31 protein-coding genes and 1 other RNA gene are annotated in these 23,135 nt (G+C 65.3%); 15 read left to right on the top strand and 17 right to left on the bottom strand.

The window, feature by feature from the left end:
- Window positions 1-40 precede the first annotated feature (40 nt).
- From ABD050_RS04385 to ABD050_RS04435, 11 genes are all read left to right on the top strand, one after another.
- Window positions 41-682 carry a histidine phosphotransferase family protein gene (locus ABD050_RS04385; protein WP_343887971.1) on the top strand — a complete coding sequence of 214 codons (642 nt, stop codon included), beginning with the start codon at window positions 41-43 and terminating at the stop codon, window positions 680-682.
- A 52-nt stretch (window positions 683-734) separates the two neighbouring features.
- Entirely contained in the window at window positions 735-3,038 is a 2,304-nt protein-coding gene (locus ABD050_RS04390) for a chemotaxis protein CheA (protein WP_343887972.1), read from the top strand.
- Window positions 3,038-3,466: a chemotaxis protein CheW gene (locus tag ABD050_RS04395; RefSeq protein WP_343887973.1), complete on the top strand. Its 429-nt coding sequence runs from the start codon at window positions 3,038-3,040 to the stop codon at window positions 3,464-3,466. Before ABD050_RS04390 ends, ABD050_RS04395 begins: the two co-directional genes overlap by 1 nt.
- A 74-nt stretch (window positions 3,467-3,540) precedes the next feature.
- On the top strand, window positions 3,541-3,906 hold the full coding sequence (locus tag ABD050_RS04400) for a response regulator (RefSeq protein WP_343887974.1): 366 nt from the start codon (window positions 3,541-3,543) through the stop codon (window positions 3,904-3,906).
- A gap of 74 nt (window positions 3,907-3,980) precedes the next feature.
- Window positions 3,981-5,051 carry a chemotaxis protein CheB gene (locus tag ABD050_RS04405; protein WP_425542410.1) on the top strand — a complete coding sequence of 357 codons (1,071 nt, stop codon included), beginning with the start codon at window positions 3,981-3,983 and terminating at the stop codon, window positions 5,049-5,051.
- A 14-nt stretch (window positions 5,052-5,065) separates the two neighbouring features.
- On the top strand, window positions 5,066-5,899 hold the full coding sequence (locus tag ABD050_RS04410) for a CheR family methyltransferase (protein WP_343887976.1): 834 nt from the start codon (window positions 5,066-5,068) through the stop codon (window positions 5,897-5,899).
- A gap of 82 nt (window positions 5,900-5,981) precedes the next feature.
- Entirely contained in the window at window positions 5,982-6,671 is a 690-nt protein-coding gene (locus ABD050_RS04415; protein ID WP_343887977.1) for an N-acetylmuramoyl-L-alanine amidase, read from the top strand.
- A 58-nt stretch (window positions 6,672-6,729) separates the two neighbouring features.
- Window positions 6,730-7,110: RNase P RNA component class A (rnpB, locus tag ABD050_RS04420), an RNA gene on the top strand.
- A 110-nt stretch (window positions 7,111-7,220) separates the two neighbouring features.
- The gene (locus ABD050_RS04425; RefSeq protein ID WP_343887978.1) at window positions 7,221-7,763 is read left to right on the top strand and encodes a J domain-containing protein; all 543 of its coding nucleotides are present in this window, start codon (window positions 7,221-7,223) and stop codon (window positions 7,761-7,763) included.
- The gene (locus ABD050_RS04430; protein ID WP_343887979.1) at window positions 7,745-8,092 is read left to right on the top strand and encodes a thioredoxin domain-containing protein; all 348 of its coding nucleotides are present in this window, start codon (window positions 7,745-7,747) and stop codon (window positions 8,090-8,092) included. Before ABD050_RS04425 ends, ABD050_RS04430 begins: the two co-directional genes overlap by 19 nt.
- Before the next feature lie 19 nt (window positions 8,093-8,111).
- Entirely contained in the window at window positions 8,112-9,434 is a 1,323-nt protein-coding gene (locus tag ABD050_RS04435; RefSeq protein ID WP_343887980.1) for an aminotransferase class V-fold PLP-dependent enzyme, read from the top strand.
- 11 nt (window positions 9,435-9,445) lie between these two features.
- On the opposite strand, the gene ABD050_RS04440 is transcribed toward ABD050_RS04435, so the two are convergent.
- From ABD050_RS04440 to ABD050_RS04495, 12 genes are all read right to left on the bottom strand, one after another.
- Window positions 9,446-10,771: a DUF6438 domain-containing protein gene (locus tag ABD050_RS04440; RefSeq protein ID WP_343887981.1), complete on the bottom strand. Its 1,326-nt coding sequence runs from the start codon at window positions 10,769-10,771 to the stop codon at window positions 9,446-9,448.
- A 41-nt stretch (window positions 10,772-10,812) separates the two neighbouring features.
- Window positions 10,813-11,217 carry a SufE family protein gene (locus ABD050_RS04445; RefSeq protein WP_343887982.1) on the bottom strand — a complete coding sequence of 135 codons (405 nt, stop codon included), beginning with the start codon at window positions 11,215-11,217 and terminating at the stop codon, window positions 10,813-10,815.
- 25 nt (window positions 11,218-11,242) lie between these two features.
- Window positions 11,243-11,491: a hypothetical protein gene (locus tag ABD050_RS04450; RefSeq protein ID WP_343887983.1), complete on the bottom strand. Its 249-nt coding sequence runs from the start codon at window positions 11,489-11,491 to the stop codon at window positions 11,243-11,245.
- A gap of 17 nt (window positions 11,492-11,508) precedes the next feature.
- Window positions 11,509-11,778 (bottom strand): hypothetical protein, encoded by a 270-nt coding sequence (locus ABD050_RS04455; RefSeq protein WP_343887984.1) that lies wholly within the window; start codon window positions 11,776-11,778, stop codon window positions 11,509-11,511.
- 181 nt (window positions 11,779-11,959) lie between these two features.
- Complete coding sequence (locus tag ABD050_RS04460) at window positions 11,960-12,235, bottom strand: hypothetical protein (RefSeq protein WP_343887985.1); 276 nt, start codon at window positions 12,233-12,235, stop codon at window positions 11,960-11,962.
- Between the two features lie 11 nt (window positions 12,236-12,246).
- Window positions 12,247-12,564 carry a hypothetical protein gene (locus ABD050_RS04465; RefSeq protein WP_343887986.1) on the bottom strand — a complete coding sequence of 106 codons (318 nt, stop codon included), beginning with the start codon at window positions 12,562-12,564 and terminating at the stop codon, window positions 12,247-12,249.
- Between the two features lie 13 nt (window positions 12,565-12,577).
- A complete protein-coding gene (locus ABD050_RS04470) occupies window positions 12,578-12,889 on the bottom strand; it encodes a hypothetical protein (RefSeq protein ID WP_425542406.1) in 312 nt (103 codons plus the stop codon).
- A 19-nt stretch (window positions 12,890-12,908) separates the two neighbouring features.
- Entirely contained in the window at window positions 12,909-13,199 is a 291-nt protein-coding gene (locus ABD050_RS04475) for a hypothetical protein (RefSeq protein ID WP_343887989.1), read from the bottom strand.
- A 27-nt stretch (window positions 13,200-13,226) separates the two neighbouring features.
- Window positions 13,227-13,607: an envelope stress response membrane protein PspC gene (gene pspC / locus ABD050_RS04480; protein ID WP_343887990.1), complete on the bottom strand. Its 381-nt coding sequence runs from the start codon at window positions 13,605-13,607 to the stop codon at window positions 13,227-13,229.
- 1 nt (window position 13,608) lies between these two features.
- Window positions 13,609-13,878, bottom strand: a complete 270-nt coding sequence (gene pspB / locus ABD050_RS04485; protein WP_343887991.1) for an envelope stress response membrane protein PspB — start codon at window positions 13,876-13,878, stop codon at window positions 13,609-13,611.
- A gap of 1 nt (window position 13,879) precedes the next feature.
- Complete coding sequence (gene pspA / locus ABD050_RS04490) at window positions 13,880-14,548, bottom strand: phage shock protein PspA (protein WP_343887992.1); 669 nt, start codon at window positions 14,546-14,548, stop codon at window positions 13,880-13,882.
- Window positions 14,549-14,643: 95 nt separating this feature from the next.
- Entirely contained in the window at window positions 14,644-14,796 is a 153-nt protein-coding gene (locus ABD050_RS04495) for a hypothetical protein (protein ID WP_343887994.1), read from the bottom strand.
- A 177-nt stretch (window positions 14,797-14,973) separates the two neighbouring features.
- Here ABD050_RS04495 and pspF point away from each other — a divergent pair, with 177 nt between their 5' ends.
- On the top strand, window positions 14,974-16,005 hold the full coding sequence (gene pspF / locus ABD050_RS04500) for a phage shock protein operon transcriptional activator (RefSeq protein ID WP_343887995.1): 1,032 nt from the start codon (window positions 14,974-14,976) through the stop codon (window positions 16,003-16,005).
- Window positions 16,006-16,073: 68 nt separating this feature from the next.
- Entirely contained in the window at window positions 16,074-16,535 is a 462-nt protein-coding gene (locus ABD050_RS04505) for a hypothetical protein (protein WP_343887996.1), read from the top strand.
- Here the strand turns inward: ABD050_RS04505 and ABD050_RS04510 are convergent.
- Window positions 16,529-17,092, bottom strand: coding sequence for a urate hydroxylase PuuD (locus ABD050_RS04510; protein ID WP_343887997.1), 564 nt, complete (start codon window positions 17,090-17,092; stop codon window positions 16,529-16,531). The genes ABD050_RS04505 and ABD050_RS04510 overlap by 7 nt on opposite strands.
- Before the next feature lie 177 nt (window positions 17,093-17,269).
- Here ABD050_RS04510 and ABD050_RS04515 point away from each other — a divergent pair, with 177 nt between their 5' ends.
- Window positions 17,270-17,890 carry a superoxide dismutase gene (locus ABD050_RS04515; protein WP_343887999.1) on the top strand — a complete coding sequence of 207 codons (621 nt, stop codon included), beginning with the start codon at window positions 17,270-17,272 and terminating at the stop codon, window positions 17,888-17,890.
- A 117-nt stretch (window positions 17,891-18,007) separates the two neighbouring features.
- Here ABD050_RS04515 and ABD050_RS04520 read toward each other — a convergent pair whose 3' ends face one another.
- Genes ABD050_RS04520 through mtaB form a run of 3 tightly spaced genes read right to left on the bottom strand, consistent with a single transcriptional unit; the run spans window position 18,008 to window position 20,800 of the window.
- A complete protein-coding gene (locus tag ABD050_RS04520) occupies window positions 18,008-18,631 on the bottom strand; it encodes a septation protein A (protein ID WP_343888000.1) in 624 nt (207 codons plus the stop codon).
- Window positions 18,624-19,562, bottom strand: a complete 939-nt coding sequence (gene ftsY, locus ABD050_RS04525; RefSeq protein WP_343888001.1) for a signal recognition particle-docking protein FtsY — start codon at window positions 19,560-19,562, stop codon at window positions 18,624-18,626. The genes ABD050_RS04520 and ftsY overlap by 8 nt, the downstream gene beginning before the upstream one ends.
- Window positions 19,559-20,800, bottom strand: a complete 1,242-nt coding sequence (gene mtaB, locus ABD050_RS04530; RefSeq protein WP_343888003.1) for a tRNA (N(6)-L-threonylcarbamoyladenosine(37)-C(2))-methylthiotransferase MtaB — start codon at window positions 20,798-20,800, stop codon at window positions 19,559-19,561. Before mtaB ends, ftsY begins: the two co-directional genes overlap by 4 nt.
- A gap of 23 nt (window positions 20,801-20,823) precedes the next feature.
- Here mtaB and ABD050_RS04535 point away from each other — a divergent pair, with 23 nt between their 5' ends.
- Window positions 20,824-21,402, top strand: a complete 579-nt coding sequence (locus ABD050_RS04535; protein ID WP_343888004.1) for a DUF924 family protein — start codon at window positions 20,824-20,826, stop codon at window positions 21,400-21,402.
- On the opposite strand, the gene ABD050_RS04540 is transcribed toward ABD050_RS04535, so the two are convergent.
- Window positions 21,377-23,008, bottom strand: a complete 1,632-nt coding sequence (locus ABD050_RS04540; protein WP_343888005.1) for a putative bifunctional diguanylate cyclase/phosphodiesterase — start codon at window positions 23,006-23,008, stop codon at window positions 21,377-21,379. The genes ABD050_RS04535 and ABD050_RS04540 overlap by 26 nt on opposite strands.
- Window positions 23,009-23,135 lie beyond the last annotated feature (127 nt).

The following is a 23,135-nucleotide window of genomic DNA, read 5'->3' on the forward strand; positions in this document are numbered from 1 at the left end:
AGAAGAGGCGGCCCAACAAGACCCGGAGCGTACCCAATCCATGACCATCAGCGCGGTCGATTTCGCCAGCCTGCTCTGTTCGCGCCTGTGCCACGACCTGCTGAGCCCGGTGGGCGCGCTCAACAACGGGCTCGAATTGCTGGCCGACGAGCATGATCCGGAGATGCGCAACCGGTGCCTGGAACTGCTCGCGGAAAGCGCCAAGGCATCGGCCAACAAGCTGAAATTCTTCAGGCTGGCCTTCGGCGCCGCGGGCGGATTCGGCGAGACGGTCGATTCGCGCGAGGCGCGGGCCGCGATCGAGGGGCTGTTCGGCGAGAATCATCGGGTCAATCTCGGCTGGCTGGTCGAGGATGCGACCTTGCCCAAATCAGCGATCAAGGTGCTGCTCAACCTCGCCCTCATCGCCGGCGACGCGCTGATTCGCGGCGGGCAGCTCGATGTCGGCGCCGAGGTGGTCGACGGGCAGGTCGAGATCGTGGTGCGCGCGGATGGGCCGAGGATCGTGCTCGATCCCGAGCTGCGCACGGCGCTGCTGGGCGCGCAGGGCGATGCGTTGATCACGCCGCGTGCCGCGGCCGCCTATCTGGTCCATGCGCTGGTCGCCGATGGCGGCGGATCAGTGCAGGTTTCAGACCCCGACGAACCGGTGCTGTTGTTCGGCGCAACCTTCCGCGGGTAAACCCGACCTTAACCGGTTCCCGTCCAAGGTCTCCTTCAATTCGCGGGGGCCCATGGACGATCTGCTGCAGGAATTCATCGCCGAGACCCGGGAGACGCTCGAAGCGCTCGCGGGCGAAATCGTTGCGTGGGAAGCCGCGCCCGACGATCGAGACCGGCTCGATGCCATCTTCCGTTTCGTGCACACGGTGAAAGGGAGCTGCGGCTTCCTCGATCTGCCGCGACTCGCCCGGTTGAGCCACGCCGCCGAGGATGTGCTCGACGCGGTGCGCTCGGGCAGGCGGCTGCCCGACACCAAGCTGGTCAATGCGGTGCTCGCGATCGTCGACCGGATCGGGGAGATCGTCGAGGCGATCGACGCCGGCGTCGCGCTCGACGATTCGAGCGAGGATCTGCTGATCGCTGCCCTCGATGCCGACTCGGAAGAGGTGGTCCAGGTTCAGGCGGCGACGGCACTGCGCAACCCGACCCGCAGCGTCCGCCTCAATGTCGATCTGCTCGATCGCATGATGAGCGGCATGTCCGACATGGTGCTGGCCCGCAACGAGCTGGCGCGACGGCTGCGCGACGAGGGCGCCGACCCGAGCGTCGAGGCAGCGCTCGAGCGGCTGTCGCTGACGGTCGCCGAGATGCGCGACACCGTCACGCGGACCCGGATGCAGAAGATCGATGCCCTGTTCTCGGCCTTGCCGCGCATGGTGCGCGATACGGCGGGCGAACTCGGCAAGTCGGTTGCGCTCTATATGGATGGCAGCGACGTCGAGCTCGATCGCGAGATGATCGAGATGATGCGCGATCCGCTCGTCCATATCGTCCGCAACGCGATCGACCATGGCATCGAGGCGCCGGCCGAGCGCCGTGCGCTCGGCAAGCGCGAAAATGGCCGGCTGACGGTCGCCGCGCGGCAATCGGGCAACCAGATCATCATCGAAATCAGCGATGACGGGCACGGCATCGATACCGACCAGCTGATCGCCAGGGTCGCGGCGCAAGGACCGCGCAAGGAAAGCGACCTGCGTGCGCTCAGCGAAAAGGCAAAGCTCGAGCTGATCTTCGAGGCCGGGATTTCGACCAAGGACAAGGTCACCGCGATCTCGGGCCGCGGCGTCGGCATGGATGTGGTGCGCGCCAATGTCGAACAGATCGGCGGGCGGATCGAACTGCACAATACGCCCGGCAAGGGCCTGCGGATCGCGATCCATGTGCCGCTCACCCTCTCGATCATCGCGACGATCGGCGTCGGCGTCGGCGGCCAGCGTTTCGCCATCTCGCGCCAGGCGATCGAGGAGATCGTCCGCGTGGGCGGCGATGCGATCCGGGTCGACATGCTCGGCGATACGGCGATGGCGACGGTGCGCGACCGGCGGATGCCGCTGATTGATCTCGGCGCCATGCTCGGTTTCGCCCGCACCGAGGAGGCCCGCATGCTGGTCATCGTCGGTGTGCCCGGCGGCAGCTATGCGCTGGCGGTCGATTCAGTGCTCGATCATGAGGAACTGGTGATCAAGCCGGCCGCGCCGGCGGTGATGGTGACCGGCGTCTATGCCGGGCAGACGCTGCCCGACAGCGGCCTGCCGATGCTGCTGATCGATTGCGCCGGCGTCGCCGCGGTCGCCGGCCTGCAATTCGGGCGCGAGATCGTGACTGACGATGCGCTGGTCGAAGCCGAGGCGCCGAGCGTTTCGGCATTGCTGTTCGACGATCTCGATGGCGTCCGCCGGCTGGTGCCGCTCGCCATTATCGACCGGATCGAGCCGATTCCGGTCGAGGCGATCAAATTCTCGGCCGGCCGCTTGCGGCTTTCGACCGAAGGCCGGATCATCCCGCTCGCCGCGCAGGGCGAATGGGCGACGCGCCCGATAGTGTCGGTCCTCAGGCTGCGCGACGGCGATGCCGAGATCGGCTACGCCATCGCCGAGGCGCTCGACATCGTCACGCTGCCCGAAAATCTGGTGCCGGCCCGCGAGGTCGGTGCGGTAGCAGGCGTCGTCGCGATGGACGGCGAACAGATCGAACTGCTCGATCTCCACTGGCTGTTCGCGACTCACGGCGTGGCCGGCGCCGATTCGCAGCCCCCTCTCTGCCTGATCGACGGCGCCGATTCGGCATGGATGAACGCCTTTCTCAAGCCCTTGCTCGAGGGTGCCGGCTATCGAGTCGCGACGAGGCTGAAGACGGGCGAAACCGCCGCCGTCATCCTGACGACGAATACCGAGGCGCCCCAGGCGAAGGATGGCGCACCGGTCGTCCGGCTGCGTCGCCAGCGTGCCGCGGCCAATACGCGCGAAGCGACCGTCTACCGCTATGATCGCGACGGCCTGCTCGCCGCGCTCGCAACCTCGGCTGGAGGCCGCTGATGCCGCAACTCTTCCTCATCGCCCAGCTCGCCGGCCGCGCGGTCGCGATCGAATCGGGGCAGGTCGAATCGGTCGTCGATATCGGCGCGGTCGTGCCGGTGCCCTGCGCCGACCGTCAGGTGCGCGGGCTCGCGGCGTTGCGCAGCCGGGTCGTGACGGTGATCGATACGCGCGCCGCGCTCGGGCTGCCGCCCGCCGAGGTCCAGGCGACCCGCGCGGTCATCACGCATGTCGAGGGCCATCATTACGCGATCATGGTCGATTCGCTCGAAGACGTGGCGCCGTTCGATCTGTTGCCGATGGCGGGCGTCCTGCTCGACGCCGGCTGGCGCGCGACCGGCTGCGGCATCATCGAGCGTGACGGCGAACCGATCCTCGCGATCGACCTGCGCGCGCTGGTGCCGGGCCTGTCCGCCATCGCGGCATGACCGGCGATTAACGCGACGCTTACGCATTTCGGGCAGAAGAAGGCCTCAAGGGGCGAAAAACAGGGTGTAGCTCAATGAAGACGTGCCTCGTGGTGGATGATTCGAAGGTGATCCGAAAGGTGGCGCGGCACATCCTGGAGACGCTCAATTTCCATGTGACCGAAGCCGGCGACGGACGCGAGGCGCTCGACAGCTGTCTCGAGTCTGCACCGGATGTCGTATTGCTCGACTGGAACATGCCGGTGATGAGCGGGATGGATTTCCTGCGCGCGCTTCATGACAGCGCCGTCACGCGCCGTCCCAAGGTCGTGTTCTGCACTACGGAGAATGGTCTGGCGCATATCCGCGCCGCAATCGAGGCGGGGGCCGACGAATATGTGATGAAGCCCTTCGACCGCGAGACGCTCGAAAGCAAGCTTCAGATCGTCGGCATGGCCTGAAAAGGCCGGTCGTCATGCCATCCCGCTCAATCCACAAGCGTTCCCGGTTCGCAGAGGGCCGGGAAAGGCCGAGCATACTGATCGTCGACGATTCAGTCGTCGCGCGGGCGGTGATTTCGCGCGCGATCGGGCTCAGCGGCCGATTCACCGTTGCCGGCGCCGTGCCGCACGCCAAGGCGGCGCTCGCGTTCCTCGAGCTCAACCAGGTGGACGGGATTCTGCTCGACATCCAGATGCCCGGCGTCGACGGTCTTACCGCGCTGCCTGACCTGCTCGCGGCGGGACGGGGGGCAAAGGTGTTGATCGTCTCCTCGTCCTGCGGCGACGGCGCGGCGGCGACGATCGAGGCGCTTGCGCTCGGCGCGGCCGATACGCTCGAAAAACCCGATATCGGCGACTTTGCCAGCCGATTCTCGACTGTTCTCGATGAAAAGCTCTTCCGGCTGTTCGAAGCGACGCCGGCGCCCGCCCAGACACCCATTCGCACGCCAGTCCGCGCGCGCGTCGTCGCCGACTCACAGCCGTTCGCGAGTGACCGCCCGGGCGCCGTCTTCGACATCGTCGCGATCGGCGCGTCGACCGGCGGTATTCACGCGCTCAGCCTGTTGCTGCGGGAGATCCCGGAGAGCTTCCAGCTGCCGATCCTGATCACCCAGCATCTGCCCGAATCCTTCATGCCCTATTTCGCCGCGCAGATCGCGGTGCTGGCGGGCCGCCCCTGCGACGTCGCGGTCGACCGGCTGCGCATTCGCCCAGGCCGGGTGATCGTGGCACCGGGCACGGCGCATATGAGGATCGTCGGCAACAGCGAGAATGCGTCGATCCGCCTCTCGAATGAGCTCGTCAAAAGCGGCTGTACACCCTCGGTAGACCCGATGCTGGACAGCCTCGCCCAGGCTTATGGCGCGCGCGCGCTGGCGGTCGTGCTCAGCGGCATGGGCCGTGACGGCAGCGAGGGCGCGCAGCGGATCATTGATCGCGGCGGCAGTGTCGTCGTCCAGGATCAGGCAAGCTCGGTCGTCTGGGGCATGCCCGGTGCGATCGCCACCAACGGCACTGCCTGCGCGATCATGAAACCAAGCGAAATCGGCCGGATGATCGCGTCCGGCAAGGCCCCAGTCATGTCGAGTTCCATTTTATGTTGAGTCCCTTGCCCCATATGCGGCCCAAGGGCGCTCTCAACGTCCTGGCGGCGCTCCTCGAATCGCGAACCGGCCAGCAGATTGCGGCGAATCGCGAATGGCGGATCGAAACCGCCCTGAAGCCTCTGCTGCGCGAGCGCGGCTTCGAGAGCCTTGACGAACTGGTCCGCGATCTCCTGCGCAGGCCGGATCTCGCCGATCAGGTGGTCGACGTGCTGCTCAACCAGGAAAGCTCCTTCTTCCGCGATGCGGCCGTACTCGAGATGATCGGCGAGGCGGTCGAGGATATGCGCGCCGAGAGTCCGGGGCGGCGGTTGCGGATATGGTCTGCCGGCTGCTCGATCGGCCAGGAGCCGCTGTCGCTGGCGATGCTCTTCACTGAACGCGACGAGATAAGCGGTGCTCTCTCTCCCGAAATCGTCGCAACCGACGTTTCCGAGGCAGCGCTCAACCGTGCCCGCTCGGGGCGCTATTCGCAATTCGAGATCCAGCGTGGGCTGCCGGTGCGCCGGATGATGCGCTGGTTCGACTCGGTCGGCATCGACTGGGTCGCCAAGCCCGAACTGGTCCGCCAGATATCCTTCCGCAAATTGAACCTCGTCGCTGACCCGCTGCCGATCGGGCGGTTCGATGTCATCCTGTGCCGGAACGTCCTGCTCTATCTTTCGCCGGCGCTGCGCCGGCGGGTGCTCGATCGCCTTGCCGAGGTGGCGCGCCCGGGCGGTTTGCTCGTGCTCGGCGCGGGGGAAACGGTGATCGGCCAGACCGAGGCGTTCCGCCCAAGCCCGCGGTATCGCGGGCTTTACGAGCCGGTCGGGGCCGTGCCGGCGGCCCTGTCGGCCAGGCGCTGATCGGCGCGGGCATCAAGACCGCTATTCCGAAACGCCGCCGTCCGTGCTTAAGCTGATCCAGCGCGAAAGCGAGGGAGACGCAATGACGATCATCGAGATGCCGTCGCCTAACTTCGACGAGCGCACGCTCGGCATATCGATGATTGTCCTGCATTATACCGGCATGCAGGATGCGCAGTCGGCGATCGACCGGCTGCGCGATCCGGCGTCGAAGGTTTCAGCGCATTATCTGGTCGCCGAGGACGGCACCGTCCTGCGCATGGTCGCCGAGGACAGGCGCGCCTGGCACGCGGGCAGGTCGCGCTGGCGGGGGATCGAGGATGTCAACAGCGCGAGCATCGGCATCGAGATCGTCAATCCGGGCCATGAGTTCGGCTATCGGCCGTTCCCGGAGGAGCAGATCGACGCGCTGGTGCCGCTCGTCGCCGACATCAAGGCGCGCCACAGCGTAACGCGTGGCAATGTCGTCGGCCATTCCGACATCGCGCCGCAACGCAAGCAGGATCCCGGCGAGCTGTTTCCGTGGAACCGCCTTGCCAAGCTTCGCCTGGCGCTGCCGCGGCCGAACCGGAATCTGATGGATCCGATGTGGACTGACGCCGGCTTCCTGATCGCGCTCGAACGCTTCGGTTATGACGTGTCCGACAAGCTCGCCGCGGTCGTCGCCTTCCAGCGCCGCTTCCGCCCCGAACTGCTCGACGGCGAGATCGATGGCGAGTGCCGCTCCATCCTGCTGGCCCTGCTCTTGCCGAAGCCGCAGGGCGACGATTGATTTGGGCGACGACTGATTTGATTGTCGCGCGCGTGAAACTCGCGCTACAGAGACCCCGCCAGAGGGTCGGGCGGCCGCGTCACGTGCGAACGTGCCGAGGAAAGTCCGGGCTCCGCGGAACGACGGTGCCGGGTAACGCCCGGCGGGGGCGACCCCAGGGAAAGTGCCACAGAGAGCAGACGGCGAAGGCTTCGGCCCCGCCACGGTGAAAGGGTGCGGCAAGAGCGCACCGCGCGACTGGTAACAGGAGCGGCACGGCAAACCCCACCGGGAGCAAGACCGAATAGGGATGGCATATGGGCCTCGTTCCGGCTCGTCATCCGGGTTGGTTGCTTGAGCCCGCATGCAAATGCGGGCCTAGAGGAATGGTCGCCTATTCCCCGCCCGGGGATTACCGGGGGAGGATGGACAGAACCCGGCTTACAGACCCTCTGGCATTTACATGTGGCCGTTTTTTCGGCGTTTCGGAGCGGGACGGCGTGAAATTTATGTCGCCGCGCTGGCCACGGCGGGTTGCGAACCCTTCGTTCAGAGCTATGTCGGCAGAATATGGCGCGTTCTTCTTCCCGATCGGTCGACTGGGGCTTTCCCCGCTGGCGCGGCTATGGCGCCGGCAGCGATGCGACAACGGTCAGGATCTGTGACCGGCATGGCTGCGCCGAGCCCGGCCATTGCCCGGCGCCGAAATCGCCCAATTCGCCCGATCGCTGGTATTTCTGCGAACAGCACGCCGGCGAATATAATCGCGGCTGGAATTATTTCGAAGGCCTGACCGCCGAGGAGGCAGCCGAGCGCGAGGCGGCCGAGACCCGCACTGCCGACGGCTATGCCGAAGCGAAACATTATGGCTGGGCCGGGCCCGGCGACGGCAGCCGCTCGCGCGACGAGATCCGCGCGCTCGAACTGCTCGAGCTCGAGGTCGATGCCGATTTCGATGCGGTGCGCGTCGCCTGGCGGCGGCTTGCCAAGTCCAACCATCCCGATGTCCGCCCCGGCGACAAGGAAGCGGCCGCGCGCTTCCAGGCGATCCAGGCCGCCTATGACGTGCTCAAGGCAGCCGAAGATGCGCGGCAATGGAAGCCCGCCGTTTGAAGTCGGTCCATTCGGACTGGTCGAACACGCTGCTGGTCTGCAGGAATTGCTCGAAAAGGATGGGAGGCGGTTTCGGGCCCAAGGGCCGGACCCCGCTCGCCAAGGCGTTGCGCAAGCATCTGCGCGTGAAGAAGAGCCGCAAGGCCGCGCTAGGGATCGTCGAGGTGAAATGCCTTGGCGTGTGCCCGCGCGGAGCAGTGACGGTGATCAACGGCAAGGCGCCGGGAGAGTGGCTTCTGGTGAAGGCTGGCGCTGACCTCGACTGTGTCGCCGATGCAGTGGGACTTCCCGGCAGCGCCTCTTATACGGACGAGGTGCAGGTCTCTTGATAGCAGAGCGCCTTTCGTTATGCCGGCGTGGGCTGGCATCTCCGGCGAGACCCGCTACCGTTGGCTGGCACGCATCAGGGGGCAGGGCGAGATGACGATCGATCGCAGCGCGCCCGGGACTGCCGCTCTCCCGCTCGCGGTGCGGGTGGGAGACGACTTCGAGCCCGTGGCGGCCGACGATCGCTATTGGGCCGATCTCGCCGCCGCTTACGACGTGACGCAGGCGACGATCCAGCTCGAGCATGGCAATTGGGGCATGATGGCGCGGCCGGTGGTCGCTGCCTATCGCGCGCTCGTCGAGCGCGTGAACCGCGACACCAGCTTTTACGCCCGTCGTGGCATGGTCGCCGATCTCCACGCTGTCCGCGTGCGGGTGGCGGCGGCGATGGGCGTGGGCGTCGACGAAATCCTGCTGACCCGCAACGCAACTGAAGCGCTCAAGACATTGATCACCGGCTATAACCGGCTACGCCCGGGTGACGCGGTGCTGTATGCCGATCTCGATTATGGCAGCATGCAGGCCTGCTGCGCCGCGCTCCCGGCGCGGCGTGGTGTCTCCCTCGTCCGGATCACGCTGCCCGAGCCGGCGACTTACCAGGGGCTGATCGACGCCTATGCGGCCGCGCTCGACGCTCATCCGAACGTCCGGCTTCTGCTGCTCACCCATCTCGGCCATCGTACCGGGCTGGTTATCCCGGTGCGCGAGATCGTCGCGATGGCGCGGGCGCGGGGCGTGGCGGCGATCGTCGACGCAGCGCATAGCTGGGGCCAGCTCGATTTCACGCTGCCCGATCTCGACGCCGATTTCGTCGGCATCAATCTCCACAAATGGGTTGGCGCGCCGCTCGGGGTCGGCGCGATGTATATCCGGCGCGGGCGGACGAGCGACGTGGATCGCGACCCGGCGGTGAACGCCGGCGATCCGGACGATATCGATGCCCGCCTCCATACCGGCACGATCGACTTCGCGGCGCATCTCGCCGTGCCGGCCGCGCTCGATTTTCAGGAGGCGATTGGCGGCGCGCGCCGCGCGGCGCGGCTCCGCGCGCTCCGCGACCGCTGGGTCGAGCCGCTCCGCGACGATGAGCGGTTCGAGATCCTGACGCCCGACGACCCGCGGCTCTACGGCGCGATCACCGGATTCCGCCTGCGCGGGCGGACATCGCAGGCCGACAATGTCGCCCTGGCCCGGACCCTGCTCGATCGCCACGGCATCTTCACCGTGCACCGCGACGGCGCTGCGTCGGGCTCGTGCATCCGGGTGACGCCGGCGCTCGCCAACCGGATGGGAGATCTCGACCGGCTGGTTTTCGCCGTGCGCCTGATTGCGGCAGGGCGGTGACGAATCGCTGATTATGGCTGCTTGAGGCGCTTCAACACCTTGTCGAAATGCCGCTCCCCCGCGATATCGACGAAGCTCAAGCCATTCGCGTTTCGTACATCGGGATTCGCACCTGAATCGAGCAGCAGCAGCGCGATATCTTCGCCATAGGTCGCGAGCAGGGGCGTTTCACCGCTCTTGTTTCGCGCCTCGAGCTCCGCGCCTGCCTTGATATATTCCCGTGCATTCGCGACATCGAGCGTCTTGTGCAGGACGGTTTCGCTGTCCTTGTCGGTGGCGTTCGGATTCGCCCCGGCCGCGATCAACTGGCGAATGACGGCTGGTGTATCGGTCGATTTCTCGTCATCGTAAAAGGGATGTCCGCCTTCCTCGACCCAGAGCAACGGGGTATCGCCCTCACGGTTGCGGGCGTTGACGCGGGGATGCAGTCGCAGGATTTCCGCGACCATTGCCGGGTGCGCTGATTCCACCGCGGCAAACAGGGCCAGTTCGCGCGCGTCGGCACGCGTGTCGAGCGCGCCTGCGGCAATCAGCCGGCGCGCGATCGCGAGGCGCGCCTTGCGGCAGGCATTTTCGAGCGGGCTGGCGGCGCCCTCGAAAACATCGGTCGGACGCGCATCGATCGGCGCCCGTCCGTCAAGGAGACCATTGACCACTGAATCTGGGGCGCTCGAGGCTGCCCTTGCGAGCGTCTCGCCGGCGTCCCTGGAATGAAAGCTCCAATGCTCGCGGCGCAATGACGGCAGTGTCTCCTCATTGCCATCGATCCACCTCGCGGTGCCGGCGGCCGCATCGACCGCTTTTTCCAGCTCGGTCACGCTTGCCGGCATGCCCACATCGCCACCGACATAATCGGTCACCGCCTTGGTCTGGCCGCCGATCGTCACGACAAGCTTGTAGGTGGATTGGTCAGTTATCTGGGAGGAATAGTCGTCGCGAAGGGACCAGAAGTCGGCGCGGCGAAACTGTTCGGCCAGCCGCTGCACGACATCGGCGCCCACCTTGTAATGATGCTTGCCGCGGACGAGGACGCTGCCAAGGCCTTCATAGCTGACCGTCCCCATGCCGGTGATGTCGACGCTGTAGTCCGGGCAGGAGCCGAAACACCCGCCGCGTTCCAGACGGATGACGATTGATTGCGGGTCGCCCTGCGGCATCGGAACATGAGCGCCGGGCGTTAGCGGGGCGCCGGGTGGGCCGATCCGGGTTGCGGCAAACGGGCCGCGCGCATTGGGCGGCGGATTTGCCTGAGAATTCTGCGCCGGCACGGCGTCGCAAGACGCAGTGATCATCATCAGCAACGCAATGCCGGGCTTTAGCAAGATGGTTCCCCCCACCGCCGTGGCGGATTGCAATCATTCGCCGTTGATACACTATATCATAGATATCGCGCCGCTGTCTCGCGAATTAAAGCAATCATGTTCGGGATTCCCTGGGTCCGGTTCGAGCTGAGCTGGTTCCTGAGGTCGAACGGCGCGAGGGCCGCCTCGATATCGGTGGCGACGATCGCGGCAGGCGCTCGGTCCTGCACTGTCAGCAATACCAGGGCGATGATGCCCTTGGTGATCGCTGCGTTCGAATCCGCGAGGAAATGGAGCGTGCCGTCGGCGGCGACCATCGGATAGACCCAGACCGAGGCTGAGCAGCCACGCACCAAAGTCGCATCGGTCTTGAGGGCTTCCGGCATCGCTTCCAGGTCGCGACCGAGATCGATCAACAGGCGGTAACGATCATCGGCATCGAGGAAGCTGTATTCGTCCTGGAGATCGGCGAGGCTTGGCATGCCTCGCCCGCTAGCGGGGTAGGCCCTAGAGGTCCACCCCGGCTGCGATTGCTTCCAGCTTGCGGATCCGTTCCTTGAGGTCGGCGATCTCGATGCGGGCGCTGGCATTGGGCAGGCTGCGTTCCTGGTGGAGGTCGCCACCGGATTGCTGTTGCAGCTCCTGGTGCTTGAGCGCCAGCCAGCCGCGCCAGCCGGTGAGGACGGCAAAGGTCATCATGCCCAGCCCCGCCAGCGCGGCGCTTGCCATGGTGAGGTAGAAGTTCGGATCGGTCATGATCTCTGCTCCTTCGATCACGGGCGGTCACGCAGCTTCTCGATCTCGCGATCGAGGCGTGCGCCGCTATTGTCATTGTCGGTTGCGAGCCGCTCGAGGACCGCAAGGCGATCCTTCATGGCCCGAAGCTCTTCGCGCAGCCGCTGGTTCTCGGCCTGCGCAGTGTCGTCAACGCCTATCGGCACGTCATTGCCGTGCCTGTCGCGGACCACGCCGTAGCGGGCACGCAGCACGCTGCCGATCGTGCCGACCACGGTGATGACAGCGATCATTTCAAAGACGTTCATGTGGCTATTCCCTTTGTCCTGAACTGACCGGCGCTCAGCGCAGCTGGCCTGTCTCGCGCTCGAGGCGGCGGCGGGGGCGGTCGACCCGCTCGGTGAGATACACGGCGCCCGCAGTGAAGGCAGCCAAAACCGCCAGAAAGATAAGCATTGTACAGTCCTTGTCGAATTGGATGAATTGAAATCAGTTGAGGGGCGGCTGGTCGCGAAGCTTTTCGATCTCGTCAGCGACGTCGATGCCGCGATCAGTGACGATCCGCTCCAGCACGCGGACGCGCTGTTCGAGGCTGCTGGTCTGCGACGCATATTGCGCCGCTTTCTCGGCGATCATCTTCGCCTCCAGCTCCATCTGCTTCTCGCGATGCGCCAGCCACGGCTTGACGATCACGCCGCCGATCACCGCCACCAGGCCAACCGATATGGCGAGGAGCGGGATCAGAAAAACACCACCAGGGCCCATCTCGATACTCCTCAGTTGGCTTTCAGGCGCAGCTGCTCGATCTCGCGATCCAGGCTGTGCGCGCCGTCAGTGACGATGCGTTCGATATTGGCGAGCCGATCCTTGACTGAACCAAGCTCGGCACGGAGCTGGCTGTTCTCCTGCGTCAGCAGGCGGACCCGCTCGATCGTTTCCTCGCCCGAATTGGGGTAGAGCATCTGGCCCTTGCCGCCGCCGAGCGGATAACCGTGGCGGACCTTCATCCAGGTGACGACCAGCCAGGCACCGATGGCAACCAGGGTCAGCGCCGAGACCGGCTTCATCAGTTCGAGGATCATATGGTCGTTCATGTCGGTCGATCCTTTAGCGAAGGGCGTCGATCTCGCGCGCGGTGCGCTCGGCGGGGTCGGTGGCGATGCGTTCGAGGACGGCGATCCGCTCCTCGAGGCGGGAAACCTGGCCCACCAGCCGCTCATTTTCCGCCGAGAGCAGGTGGATCTTGCGTTCGGCCTCGGGGCCGGCGTCGTCGACAAAACCGCTTCGGCGGCGGTTGCGCCGGCTGTTCCGGTCTTCGATCGGGTAGCCATGCTGCGCCCTGACCCACATCTTCGCGACGCCGCCCATGATGGCGAGGGCGATGATGGCGAGGACGAATAACTGATCGCTATGCATCATTTCCTCCTTGGCGCTGCGCTCAGCGCAGCGCGTCGATTTCGCGGGCGGTCCGCTCGGCCGGGTCGGTCGCGATGCGTTCGAGCACTGCGATCCGCTCCTCGAGCCGGCTGATCTGCCCGGCCTGGCGCTCATTCTCGCTGGTGAGCAGCTCGATCGTGCGCTTGGCATCGGGGTCGCTGCGGCTGATCGGATTGCCCTTCTCGTCCTCGAGCGGATAGCCGTGCTTCGCTCGGATCCAGGTGGTGGCGACCCAGGCGACCGGGCTCATCGCCACCGCCGTCAGCGGGATCAACATGCCGACGTTGTTCATCTCATCACTCCCTGTTCGCGACCCGTCTCAGCGCAGGCTGTCGATCTCGTTGGCGAGGCGGCTGTTGCGGCTGGTGTACATCATCTCGATGTCGGCGAGCCGGCGGTCGATGTCGCGGAACTTGGAGCGGACCTCTGCGGTCGAGCGCTTCGGGTTCGAGCGGACACCCTGCCAGAATTTCTCGTCCTCAGGCCCTTCGTACAGGCCGTAGGGCCTGTTCTGCGCCATCCAGGCGACCAGGAAATAGGCGACCAGGGTCCAGGGAAAGCCACCGACGATGGTGAAGACGATGGCGCCGACGCGAACCCAGGTGACATCGATCCCGGTATAGTCGGCAATCCCCGAGCACACGCCCAGCCATTTGCTGTTCTGCTTGTCGAGGTAGAATTTGGTGCGGCTTGCAGACATCTCAGTTCCTCCGCGAAATATCGTAATCGGTTGGGTGGATCGCCGGCGCGGCCGGTTTCCAGTCGGGGTTGTCGGCGGCGACGATACGTTCGACCGTGTTGAGGCGATCCTCGAGCCGGCGAGCGAGATTGAACATCTCGTCGAGCAGGTTCTCGTCCTCCTGCGTGATCTTCGGCGCCTGCTTCCACTTGGTGACATAGTGCAGGATCACCCAGGGCATGCCGATGAACAGAATGCCGCAGACGAGCACCGGGATGAACACATCCTCCATCTCAGCCGTCCTTTCCGACGCGTGCCTTCATCGCGGCGAGCTCGGCCTCGACCTTCTCGGCTGATTTGAGCTCGGCAATCTCTTCCTCGAGGCTCTTGGGCGGGGCGCCCATGCCGGCCACTTCAGCGCGGCCCTCGGCCATGTCGACGCGGCGTTCCATGATCTCGAAGCGCGAAAAGGCATCCTGCATCTTCGGGCCGGCATACATTTCGCGCAGCTTGTAGCGGTTATGCGCTGTCTCGAGCCGGGTGACGATCGAGTTCTGGCGCGTCCGCGCCTCGCGCAGCTTGGTCTGCAGCTTGTTGATGTCCTCCTCGGACGACTTGAGCGCCTCGTCGAGGACGGTGATCTCGCCGCCGAGCTGGTGGGCCATGTCGGCCGCCTTCTGCTTCTCGACGAGCGCTGCCTTGGCAAGGTCCTCGCGGCCCTTCGAGAGCGCCAGCTCGGCCTTTTCGGTCCAGCTCTCCTGCAGCGAGTCGAGCTTGGTGATGTGGCGGCGCATCTCCTTCTGGTCGGCGATGGTCCGGGCGGCAGAGGCGCGAACCTCGACCAGGGTTTCCTCCATCTCGAGGATGATCATGCGGATCATCTTGGCGGGGTCCTCCGCCTTGTCGAGCAGGTCAGTGAAGTTGGCGGCAATGATGTCGCGGGTTCGGGAGAAAATGCCCATGTCGAAAACTCTCCTGTCGGGATACGCTGGATACTGTTGAAGCTTGGGGGCCGGGGCGGGGCAAGGGATTCCCGCCCCGGCGAGACCGCCTGGGATCAGGCGGCGGTCCGGGTGATCGCCGCGCCGTGAGCGGCGGCGGTTTCTGCCGGCGCGACCGCGCCGATCAGGAAGGTGGAACCGAAGACGATCGCGCAAACGACCGCTGCGACGGTCTGGCGGAGATTGCCTGCCTTGTAGTTGCTGTTCATGGTGTAATTCCCTTCTGAACTGGTTGTCTGGGTCGCCCTGTCGGGCAGATGCACAGAGCATTGCAGGGAGCGTGCCAGTTTCGAAAACCACGCATTTCCGCCATTTTCGGATGAACGGGGGATGAACCGATCTGAAATATCTTGCCAAGCATTGGGAATTTACGCCAAGGCTTGGCGATGGATCGAACGACACAGGTCATCGGGCAATCGAACGTTTTTCTCGAGACGCTCGAGCGCGCCAGTCGCGCCGCCGCGCTCGATCGGCCGGTGCTCGTCATCGGCGAGCGCGGGACGGGTAAGGAGCTGGTCGCCGAGCGCCTGCACCGCCTGAGCCCGCGCTGGGATCAGCCGCTGGTGATCATGAACTGCGCCGCTCTGCCCGAGACGCTGATCGAGGCCGAATTGTTCGGGCATGAGGCGGGCGCCTTTACCGGCGCGACCAAGTCGCGGGTCGGCCGCTTCGAGGAAGCGCATGGCGGCACCCTGTTCCTCGACGAGCTCGGCACCCTCTCGATGGGCGCGCAGGAGCGACTGCTGCGCGCGGTCGAATATGGCGAGATCACCCGGATCGGCTCGTCACGCCCGTTGCGCGTCGATGTGCGGATCGTCGCTGCGACCAACGAGAATCTTCCCGACAAGGTCGCGCGCAATCAGTTCCGCGCCGATCTGCTCGATCGCCTGTCGTTCGAGGTGGTGACCTTGCCGCCTTTGCGCGCGCGGCCGGGCGACGTGCTGGTGCTCGCCGAGCATTTCGGCCGGCGCATGGCCTCCGAAATGGGCCGCGATGACTGGCCCGGCTTCGGGCCCGAGGCAGTGGCGGCACTGGTCGCCTATCCCTGGCCCGGTAACGTCCGCGAACTGCGCAATGTTGTCGAGCGCGCAGTGTATCGCTGGGAGCAGGCCGGGCCGATCGAGGCAATCGAATTCGATCCGTTCCACTCGCCCTATCGCCCCGGTGCGACCGTCGCGCCGGCGCCGGCCGCTCCGGCGCACGAGGCTCCGGTTCCGGCGCCGGCGGCGATCGAGGACGAGACAGGCGAGGGGCCTTCCGACTTCAAGACGAAGATCGCCAAATTCGAGCGCGACCTGCTGACCAGGGCGCTTTCCGAGCACCGCTTCAACCAGCGCGCGACCGCTGAAGCGCTCGGGCTGAGCTACGATCAGCTGCGCCATGCGCTCAAGCGCCACGGACTCATTGCGGCCGGCTGACACAGGTCTCCAATCAGCACCCTGTCGTCACCATGGACGTGTTCCGGGTCCACCGTGCTGCAAACAAGATGACGATGCGCTTGGGGAGCAGCGGATGCCGGAACGAGCCTGCCCTCAGCCTCGTCGAAGGGTCCGGCACGACGCTGGTTCGAATCGATTCAACCATATCGGGGATCGTGGGACGGGTGCGCCGGACGGAGCTCCGCAACGGCTCCATTTCGCTCTTTCACATCGTCGAACGACAGGTCCGCGGCTGTCAGCGCCAGCAGCCCCGCTGTTATCCCGCTGTTCCGCCGCTGTTCCCCGCTGTTATCGTGCGCTGTTCCTCCGCTGTTCCGCCGCTGTTATTCGATAACAGCGAAATCATCGGCAAGGAATTGATAACAGACGAGAAAATCGCCGCCAAAATCCAACATAACAGCGGCGAAAAAAGAACATCGCCGAAAACAGCGGGAACAGCGGAAAATGCCGGCCGCGCTGTCTCGAGCGAGGAGCCCGCGGCGCGGCCGCGGGCCCCCCTTCATCAATGATAGTTCGTCATGCAGAGGAGCATGGGGATCGAGAGCAACGTATTCGTCCGCGAGGCCAGCATCGCGACGCGCGCCGCCTTCGCCTTGGTCGCGTCATCCGCCGCCACCAGCCCGAGCGCCTTTTTCTGGTTCGGCCAGATCACGAACCAGACATTGGCCGCCATGATCAGCGCCAGATACATGCCGATTCCGATCAGCCGGGCCGATTCCTCGAGCATCATCGCTTCTTTCAGCTCATGATAGAGATGGGCGAGGATCAGCCCGGTCAGCACCGTGAAGGCGGCTGCCCAGCGGAAATAGAACAGGGCCTTGGGCGCGATATATTTGGAGACGCCCGGCTTCAGCTCGGCCGGGATGGCCGGCATGGTCGGAATCTGCACGAAGTTGAAATAATAGAGCAGGCCGATCCAGGTAATGCCGAAGAAGACGTGGAGCCACTGGAATACGCCGTTCCACAGCCCGAGCGGCGGCAGATAATAGGGTGCGAACATGAGCCCGACCGCCAGCAGGACGCCGACCGCTAGGGTGATCCGAAGGTCAGTGAGTATCTTGTCCATCAGGGTTTCCCTCCCATTTGCGATGCGCTATCGCGCGTCGCGTGCCCGAGGGTGATGGTAAGCGGTTCAATATCGTTTGTCACACGTAACGAGGTGCGAAAAATCCTTGTTCCTGGTGAACCTCGAGCGCCCAGGCTCGTTGGAGCGCTGCGACCCCGATATGATGGAGTTTTCCCGATGGCTTTCGAACTTCCCGCCCTGCCTTATGCCAGGGACGCGCTGGCGCCCACCATGTCAGCGGAGACGCTGGAATTCCATTACGGCAAGCACCACAAGGCCTATGTCGACAAGACCAATCTGCTCGCCCCCGAGGCGGGACTGGGCGATGCGAAACTGTCGGAAGTAATCCGCCAGGCCAAGGCCAGCGGCAACAAGGGCCTGTTCAACAACTCGGCGCAGATCTGGAACCACAGCTTCTTCTGGCAGAGCCTGACCCCCGATCAGCAGGCCCCGTCGGGCAAGCTGGCCCAGATGATCACCGACGGCTTCGGATCGACCGAAGCGCTGGTCAAGAAGCTGATCGACGAATCGGTCAACCATTTCGCGAGCGGCTGGGGCTGGCTGGTGCTCGACGGCGATGCGCTCAAGGTCACCTCGCTGCACGATGCCGACACGCCCGTTGCCTATGAGGGGATGAAGCCCCTGCTGACGATCGATGTGTGGGAACATGCCTATTACATCGACTATCGCAATGCGCGCCCGGGCTATCTCGAGGCGATCACCAGCAAGCTGCTGAACTGGGAGTTCGCGGCGCAGAATCTCGACGGCAACGGGGTCAGCCGGGCCGATCAGGGCTGATCAGCCCGGGCCCGTCTCGCCGCGGCAGTATTGAGCATGCAGCGCGAACCTGGGAATCGCGCTGCATGCATCACCTTTCGGGTCTCCGCCTTTGGGAAAAGGCCGTGCAGCGCACCCTTATCCTTCGGGCGGCACCTCAGGCAGCGTGCCGTCGGTATTCAGCCCGTTCTTCAACAACATGGGCAAATTGGCGAAGGCGAATAGCAAAGTCATCGGGATCGCGCCCCAAAGCTTGAAGGCAACCCAGAAATCATAGGACGCCTTGCGTCTCACGATCTCGTTCAGCACCGCCATGAACACGAAGAAGATCGTCCAGTTGATCGTCAGCTGCCGCCAGCCCTTTTCGGTCAGCCCCGGATAGGCTGCCTCGAGCATCATCTGCAGCAGCGGCCGGCCGGTCGCGAGCCCGAACGCCAGGATCGAGGCGAACATCGCATAGATGAAGGTCGGCTTGAACTGGATGAAGGTCTTGTCGTGATACCAGAGCGTCAGGCCGCCGAACACGAGCACCAGGGTGCCCGTCATCCACAGCATCGGCGAGATGTGCCCGGCTTTCCAGCGCGACAGGATCATCGCAATGGCACTGGCGACCATGAAGGCAGCGGTGCCCGCGAGCAGCTTGACGATATCCGGGCCGCGCATCAGGAAATTGACGAGGAAGAAGACCGCTAGCGGGCCGATATCGATCGCCAGGCGCAGGCCGGGGCCGATCTTGGGGCGGACAGGGGAGGGATTAGCCATGCCGGCCCCCTTCCACGCCTGCGATGATCCGCGCAACCTCGTTCGCATCGAACGGCCGAAGATCGCCCATTCCCTCGCCGACCCCGATCGCGTGGATCGGCAGCCCATATTTCTCCGCCGCCGCGACCAGCACGCCGCCACGCGCTGTGCCGTCAAGCTTGGTCATGATCAGCCCGGTGACGCCGGCCACCTCCTTGAACACCTCGATCTGGCTGAGCGCGTTCTGGCCGGTGGTCGCGTCGAGCACGAGCAGGATATCGTGGGGCGATTGCGGGTTGATGCGGCCGAGCACGCGGCGGATCTTGGCGAGCTCGTCCATCAGCTCTCGCTTGTTCTGGAGCCGCCCGGCGGTGTCCACGATCAGCACGTCGATGCCGGTCGCGGTCGCCTGCTTGACTGCCTCATAGACGATGCCGGCCGCATCGCCGCCTTCCTTGCCCGAGACGATCGGTACCCCGACCCGCTCAGCCCAGGTCGCGAGCTGGCCGATCGCGGCGGCGCGGAAGGTGTCGCCCGCGGCGAGCATCACGCCATAATCCTGCTCCATCAGCAGGTGCGCGAGCTTGGCGATGGTCGTCGTCTTGCCCGATCCGTTGACGCCGATCACCAGGATCACCTGGGGGCGCGGAAACGCCTCGATCTCAAGCGGCTTTGCGACCCTGGCGAGCACTTTCTCGATCTCCTCGGCGACCACCAGCCGGATGCCGAGATCCTCCATGTTGCGCTCGAAACTGCCCTCCGCCAGCCGGGCGCGGATGCGCGCGGCGGTCTCCGGGCCAAGGTCGGAGGCGATCAGAGCCTCCTCGATCTCGTCGAGCGTATCGTCGTCGAGCGGCGCTGTGCCGAGCCCGGTCAGATTGCCGAGCAACCGGTCCGAGGTGCGCTTGAAGCCGCCGAGCAGCTTGTCGTGCCAGCTTGGGGTAGTGCTCATGCAGGAATTCCGGTGAGTGAATTGGCGCTGGCGCCGGTTACGAGGATCGGGCGGATACCGCCCACCGTGCCAGGACGGACGGGAAGGGGGATGCGTATATCGGCGAATGCCGGCGTGTGGCCGCGATCACCGGGGCGTTCGATCAACACCTGTTGCTCGGTCCCGATCAAACCCTGCAGCCAGGCCGTCCGGCGCATTGCGCCCGCCTCGCGCAGCAGCGCCGCCCGACGCTTGCGCACTTCCGGCTCCAGCTGCGGCATCCGCGCAGCCGGGGTTCCCGCACGCGGCGAATAGGGGAAGATATGAGCATGGACCACGTCGCAATCGCCGATCAGCGCCAGCGTGTTGCGGAACATCGGCTCGCTCTCGGTCGGGAAGCCGGCAATCAGATCGGCCCCGATCGCGATCTCGGGCCGCGCTGCCTTGAGGCGTTCCACCACCGCCACGCTCTCGCTGCGCGAATGGCGGCGCTTCATCCGCTTCAGGATCATGTCGTCGCCTGCCTGGAGTGAGAGATGGACATGCGGCATTATCCGCGGCTCGGCGGTGAGCAACTCGAACAGCCGGTCGTCGATCTCGATCGAGTCGAGCGACGACAGACGCAGCCGCTCGAGCGCCGGGACATGAAGAAGGATCCGCTCGACCAGCATTCCCAGGGTCGGCGCGCCAGGCAGATCGGGGCCATAGCTGGTGAGATCGACCCCGGTCAGCACGATCTCCTTGTGTCCGTTATCGACCAGTGTCCGGATCCGGTCGATCACTGCGCCTGCCGGCACCGAGCGGCTATTGCCTCGCCCAAACGGGATCGTACAGAAGGTGCAGCGATGATCGCAGCCATTCTGCACCTCGACGAACGCGCGGGCGTGCGATGCGAAGGCGGCGGCGAGATGCGGCGCGGTGTCGCGGGCCTGCATGATATCGCCGACCAGCATTGCGTCCGCCGCCCGCCACGCCTCGGGCATCAGCTTCTCGGCATTGCCGATCACCCGGTTGACTTCTGGCATCGCGGCAAAGCCCTGCGGATCGATCTGCGCGGCGCAGCCCGTTACCACGATCTGCGCGCCCGGCCGGTCGCGGCGCGCGCGGCGGATCGCTGCGCGGGTCTCGCGCACCGCGCTGTTGGTGACCGCGCAGCTGTTGACCACGACCATGTCGCGTCCGCCGGTCAGGGCGCGGATCGTTTCGCTTTCAGCGATGTTCAGCCGGCAGCCGAGGCTGACGATCAGGGGTTCAGCCATGAAAGCGGCCGGAGAGGTGAGACATGCGCGGTGATCTAGGGGCGGGTCGGGGCGAAGTCCATGAAAAGGCCGCCGCGGTGCTCGACTTCTGGTTCGGCGACGTGCCGGCCGATCGGCATTTCGCACAGGATGAGGCGCTCGACCGGGCCATTGCCAGCCGTTTCGGGGCGCTGCTCGAAACGGTGCTGTGGAGCGGCGCGGCCGGGTGGCGCGACGATCGGGACAGCGTGCTGGCGGCGATCATCCTGATCGACCAGTTCTCGCGCAACATCCACCGCGGGAGCGCCAGGGCTTTCGCCGGCGACGCGCTGGCGCTGGACCTGGCGCGGATCGCGATTGAGCGCGCATGGGACGAGGACATGGAGCCGGAACGCCGCGCCTTTCTCTATATGCCGCTGATGCATGCCGAAGACCGCGAGATCCAGACGCTGAGCCTCGCCATGTTCGAGCGGCTCGGGGATGAAGAGCAGCTGCACTATGCCCGCGAGCATGCCGAGGTGATCGCGCGTTTCGGGCGCTTCCCATCGCGCAACGCAGCGCTTGGCCGGGCCTCGACTCCCGCCGAGGAGGACTATCTCAGCCGGCCAGGCGCTGGCTGGTAACTTCCTTCCTCGCGGCCTTCTGTGCCCCCGGCTGCAGCAACAGGCGCTTTTCAGCGAGCAGGCGGCGGGTGTTGGCGATGCTCATCGGCCGGCCGTAGAGATAGCCCTGGCCCTTGGAGCAACCGAGCGCGCGGAGGCGCTCCTCAGTGACCGCGTCCTCAATTCCCTCGGCGGTGATCGGCAGGTTCAGGCTGTCGCCGAGCCGGGTGATCGCGTTAACGATCGCCGCGCTCTCGGCATTGTCGTTGATCGACATGATGAAGCTCTTGTCGATCTTGATCCGGTCGAACGGCAACGCACGGAGATGCGCGAGCGACGAATAGCCGGTGCCGAAATCATCGAGCGCCAGGCGGATGCCCTGGTTCTTCAGGCTGCCGACGATCGACTGGGCGAGCGCGAGATTGTCGAACAGCGAACTCTCGGTAATCTCGACCTCGAGCCGCGTCGCCGGGAAGCCGGTTTCGGTCAGCACCTTGATGATCTTCTGGGCGAGCCAGGCGTCCTTCAATTGCCAGGGCGAGATGTTGACCGAGATCGACAAGGCCGGATCCCAGTCCTTCGCGGCAAGAAAGGCCTGGCGCATGATCGACAGCGAGAGATCGGCGATCATGCCGGTCTCTTCAGCGATCGGAATGAAGATCTCGGGGCCGATCAGGCCGCGCTGCGGATGCTCCCACCGCGCCAGCATCTCGAACCCACCGAGCCGACCGGTGGTCAGGTCGATCTGCTGCTCGAAATAGGGGACGATCTCCTGCCGCGGGATCGCGCCGCGCAGGCCGACCTCGAGCTCATTGCGCGCCTGGAGCTCGCGTTCCATCGACATGTCGAACCACGCGAAGCGGTTGCGGCCCGAGTTCTTGGACGCATACATGGCAATATCGGCCGATCGCATCAGTGCGTCGATGCTCGCGCAATCGAAATCGGACCGCGCGATGCCGACCGAGACGCTGATATGGAGCTGCAGCCCTTCAGCCTTGAACGGCTGGGCGAGGCGCGAGACGAGGCGCTCGGCGATCCGCTCGACCGTATCGGGATGAGTGGGGTCGAACAGGAAGGCGCACGCGAATTCATCGCCGCCGAACCGTGCGGTGAGCGCAATCGAGGGCATTGCCGCGGCGATCTCGACGGCAACTTCGCGAAGCAGCGCGTCGCCGGTGGCGTGGCCGTGCATGTCGTTGATCGTCTTGAAATGGTCGAGATCGAGCATCAGCATCGCCATCGCCTTGCCCCGGCGCTGGGCCCGGACGAACATCGCCGCGCCCTCTTCGCCAAGGCTGCGGCGATTGAGGAAGCCGGTCAGCGGATCCCGGGCGGCGAGCTGATGCGCCCGCTCCTCGGCGGCGGCGCGAATCGAGACCTCGCGCGCCAGCTCGCGGTGCCGCCGCCATCCGAACAGGATCAGCGCGACATTGAGCAGCAGCGCAATGACAAGGGTCTGGTCAGCGCTTTTGCCGCCGGCGAAATAATATTGGAAGGTCGTGGAAAGCACCGCGCTGCCCGTGCCGACGAACAAGAGGATCGACGCAACCGTAATTGCGCCGCTCAATACATCCTGCCGGGCATTCACTGTGCCCGTCCTGGTTTCGTCCACCATATCACCTGCCATGCCGGCGCCCCCGAGTTCCGAACGCGACTCTTGTCATGCGAGCGGTGTAGATCGGGTTAAGCCGGCAGACGGTTGCGCGATCGCGCCCGACGCGCTAAAGGCCGCCGCGATCGTTTCCCACCGGGAT

Origin of the sequence: Sphingomonas oligophenolica, assembly GCF_039522915.1 — a bacterium.
Lineage (GTDB): Bacteria > Pseudomonadota > Alphaproteobacteria > Sphingomonadales > Sphingomonadaceae > Sphingomonas > Sphingomonas oligophenolica.

Excerpts from the sequence above, each read along its gene's own strand:
- ABD050_RS04465 (WP_343887986.1), bottom strand. The coding sequence starts at position 12,564 with ATGAACGACCATATGATCCTCGAACTGATGAAGCCGGTCTCGGCGCTG.
- ABD050_RS04535 (WP_343888004.1), top strand. The coding sequence starts at position 20,824 with ATGCGCGGTGATCTAGGGGCGGGTCGGGGCGAAGTCCATGAAAAGGCC.
- ABD050_RS04540 (WP_343888005.1), bottom strand. The coding sequence starts at position 23,008 with ATGGCAGGTGATATGGTGGACGAAACCAGGACGGGCACAGTGAATGCC.
- ABD050_RS04425 (WP_343887978.1), top strand. The coding sequence starts at position 7,221 with ATGGCGCGTTCTTCTTCCCGATCGGTCGACTGGGGCTTTCCCCGCTGG.
- pspA (WP_343887992.1), bottom strand. The coding sequence starts at position 14,548 with ATGGGCATTTTCTCCCGAACCCGCGACATCATTGCCGCCAACTTCACT.
- ABD050_RS04505 (WP_343887996.1), top strand. The coding sequence starts at position 16,074 with ATGACGATGCGCTTGGGGAGCAGCGGATGCCGGAACGAGCCTGCCCTC.
- ABD050_RS04415 (WP_343887977.1), top strand. The coding sequence starts at position 5,982 with ATGACGATCATCGAGATGCCGTCGCCTAACTTCGACGAGCGCACGCTC.
- ABD050_RS04455 (WP_343887984.1), bottom strand. The coding sequence starts at position 11,778 with ATGAACGTCTTTGAAATGATCGCTGTCATCACCGTGGTCGGCACGATC.
- ABD050_RS04395 (WP_343887973.1), top strand. The coding sequence starts at position 3,038 with ATGCCGCAACTCTTCCTCATCGCCCAGCTCGCCGGCCGCGCGGTCGCG.
- ftsY (WP_343888001.1), bottom strand. The coding sequence starts at position 19,562 with ATGAGCACTACCCCAAGCTGGCACGACAAGCTGCTCGGCGGCTTCAAG.
- pspC (WP_343887990.1), bottom strand. The coding sequence starts at position 13,607 with ATGTCTGCAAGCCGCACCAAATTCTACCTCGACAAGCAGAACAGCAAA.
- ABD050_RS04495 (WP_343887994.1), bottom strand. The coding sequence starts at position 14,796 with ATGAACAGCAACTACAAGGCAGGCAATCTCCGCCAGACCGTCGCAGCG.
- ABD050_RS04430 (WP_343887979.1), top strand. The coding sequence starts at position 7,745 with ATGGAAGCCCGCCGTTTGAAGTCGGTCCATTCGGACTGGTCGAACACG.
- pspB (WP_343887991.1), bottom strand. The coding sequence starts at position 13,878 with ATGGAGGATGTGTTCATCCCGGTGCTCGTCTGCGGCATTCTGTTCATC.
- ABD050_RS04460 (WP_343887985.1), bottom strand. The coding sequence starts at position 12,235 with ATGGGCCCTGGTGGTGTTTTTCTGATCCCGCTCCTCGCCATATCGGTT.
- ABD050_RS04445 (WP_343887982.1), bottom strand. The coding sequence starts at position 11,217 with ATGCCAAGCCTCGCCGATCTCCAGGACGAATACAGCTTCCTCGATGCC.
- ABD050_RS04470 (WP_425542406.1), bottom strand. The coding sequence starts at position 12,889 with ATGATGCATAGCGATCAGTTATTCGTCCTCGCCATCATCGCCCTCGCC.
- ABD050_RS04475 (WP_343887989.1), bottom strand. The coding sequence starts at position 13,199 with ATGAACAACGTCGGCATGTTGATCCCGCTGACGGCGGTGGCGATGAGC.
- ABD050_RS04510 (WP_343887997.1), bottom strand. The coding sequence starts at position 17,092 with ATGGACAAGATACTCACTGACCTTCGGATCACCCTAGCGGTCGGCGTC.
- ABD050_RS04520 (WP_343888000.1), bottom strand. The coding sequence starts at position 18,631 with ATGGCTAATCCCTCCCCTGTCCGCCCCAAGATCGGCCCCGGCCTGCGC.
- ABD050_RS04450 (WP_343887983.1), bottom strand. The coding sequence starts at position 11,491 with ATGACCGATCCGAACTTCTACCTCACCATGGCAAGCGCCGCGCTGGCG.
- mtaB (WP_343888003.1), bottom strand. The coding sequence starts at position 20,800 with ATGGCTGAACCCCTGATCGTCAGCCTCGGCTGCCGGCTGAACATCGCT.
- ABD050_RS04515 (WP_343887999.1), top strand. The coding sequence starts at position 17,270 with ATGGCTTTCGAACTTCCCGCCCTGCCTTATGCCAGGGACGCGCTGGCG.
- ABD050_RS04390 (WP_343887972.1), top strand. The coding sequence starts at position 735 with ATGGACGATCTGCTGCAGGAATTCATCGCCGAGACCCGGGAGACGCTC.
- pspF (WP_343887995.1), top strand. The coding sequence starts at position 14,974 with ATGGATCGAACGACACAGGTCATCGGGCAATCGAACGTTTTTCTCGAG.
- ABD050_RS04410 (WP_343887976.1), top strand. The coding sequence starts at position 5,066 with ATGCGGCCCAAGGGCGCTCTCAACGTCCTGGCGGCGCTCCTCGAATCG.
- ABD050_RS04435 (WP_343887980.1), top strand. The coding sequence starts at position 8,112 with ATGCCGGCGTGGGCTGGCATCTCCGGCGAGACCCGCTACCGTTGGCTG.
- ABD050_RS04385 (WP_343887971.1), top strand. The coding sequence starts at position 41 with ATGACCATCAGCGCGGTCGATTTCGCCAGCCTGCTCTGTTCGCGCCTG.
- ABD050_RS04400 (WP_343887974.1), top strand. The coding sequence starts at position 3,541 with ATGAAGACGTGCCTCGTGGTGGATGATTCGAAGGTGATCCGAAAGGTG.